Here is a 1,303-nt window from a genome sequence, read left to right on the forward strand (position 1 = left end):
CCGACTCCTGGGTCTACCCCCTGCCCCCGGGCATCGACATCGCAGACGAGAGTGACGCACTCGGGAAAATGACTCTGGAAAAGAGCGCCCCGCTCACCGAAAACATAACCGTCATGCTGACCGACGCACGCGACACCCACGAGATCAACCTCGCACTCAAAGCTGCGTTCACCGACGAAGATGAAGGAAACATATAGTGGCCCTGCATCTTCCGAAACCGCGATCAACCAAACCCGCACAGAAGACCGTCGGCTTGGACGGACTCAACGTATCCGTCTCGACAGCAGCGACCAGTGGTGTCGAAAAATCGAAATCGGTCAAAAGTGGGGGATTGGCCGGACTCACCAGCAAAGTCTCCGTACGCCAGCTCCGTACCGAAATCGGTAAAGAAGGCCTACGGCAAGCAGCTGTCGACGCCGGGAGAAAGCCACCCTCTGACCGAACACTGCGCCGCTGGGCGCAGCAAGGACGAATCCCGCACCCCGACGTCACCGAACGTGCACAACGGCGAGCCGCCATCGAACGCCTCGGCGGAATCGACGCTGTCGCAAAGAAAATCGGCCGTTCACGATCAGCGGTCTCTCGCTACCGTTCCGGGGAAACGAACGAACTGCGCGCTGACGCGAAAAAGAAACTCAAAAACGTCAAAGCTCGCGACATCATGGACCGCGCCGGCGTCCTACGACCCGACGGGCAACCCAAAAAGGCCACCATCCGAGTCCGCGGGGGAGTGTCCGTCCGCAACGGTTCCGAAGAAGGTTACGACTATCGAGTGCGTACCCTCGATTTCGCGAACTCCGACAGCCCCTTCAGTCTCGACGAAACACGAGAACTCGCCATGGCTTTGGCCAACGACGATCATGCCCGAGTGGTTGCCATCCTCGAACGTCACGCCACGATGGATTACCCGGAAAACAAGGGATTCGACCAGTACGGCGACACTTTCGGATTTCACTTCGATTCCATCGAATCCGTCCACATCGACTGGACATAGAACTCCCCCTGCTCCTCGACGCACCGGGCGGGACCAGGCATCGCGTTCGCAGACCCTCGTGCGAAACACCGGTAGCGATCTCGGCACCAGAGGATATGTCGGCCAGGTTCGAAAATCGAATGGCGCCTCTCAGCCGGAGTTGTCAGGTTTGACGGGCAGTTGGGAGTCGAGTTCGGAAACAGTGGCTTCCACAGCTGCCGCGATCTCGTCGTCGGTAGGGACGAGATCGCGAACCTGGGAGGGGAGAGTCTCATAGGTGTAGTCGGCTACGGCGAGGGGTGCAGTTGTCCCGGCAAGTGAATACCGGAC

The 1,303-nt window shown here is 59.3% G+C and carries 1 protein-coding gene and 2 pseudogenes; 2 read left to right on the top strand and 1 reads right to left on the bottom strand.

The genetic code is table 11. The features are described 5' to 3' along the window. Both ATN38_RS14275 and ATN38_RS14280 read left to right on the top strand, forming a co-directional pair. Positions 1 to 197, top strand: a pseudogene (locus ATN38_RS14275) (hypothetical protein); the annotation flags it as partial. Further along, the gene (locus ATN38_RS14280) at positions 197 to 994 is read left to right on the top strand and encodes a hypothetical protein (protein WP_003941256.1); all 798 of its coding nucleotides are present in this window, start codon (positions 197 to 199) and stop codon (positions 992 to 994) included. The pseudogene ATN38_RS14275 and the gene ATN38_RS14280, both read left to right, overlap by 1 nt. A 129-nt stretch (positions 995 to 1,123) precedes the next feature. Here ATN38_RS14280 and ATN38_RS32760 read toward each other — a convergent pair. Further along, positions 1,124 to 1,303 (bottom strand): annotated as a pseudogene (locus tag ATN38_RS32760) (DUF1016 domain-containing protein); the annotation flags it as partial.

It is taken from the genome of Rhodococcus sp. FH8 (assembly GCF_019266085.1).
In the GTDB taxonomy this organism is placed as follows: Bacteria; Actinomycetota; Actinomycetes; order Mycobacteriales; family Mycobacteriaceae; genus Rhodococcus_F; species Rhodococcus_F qingshengii.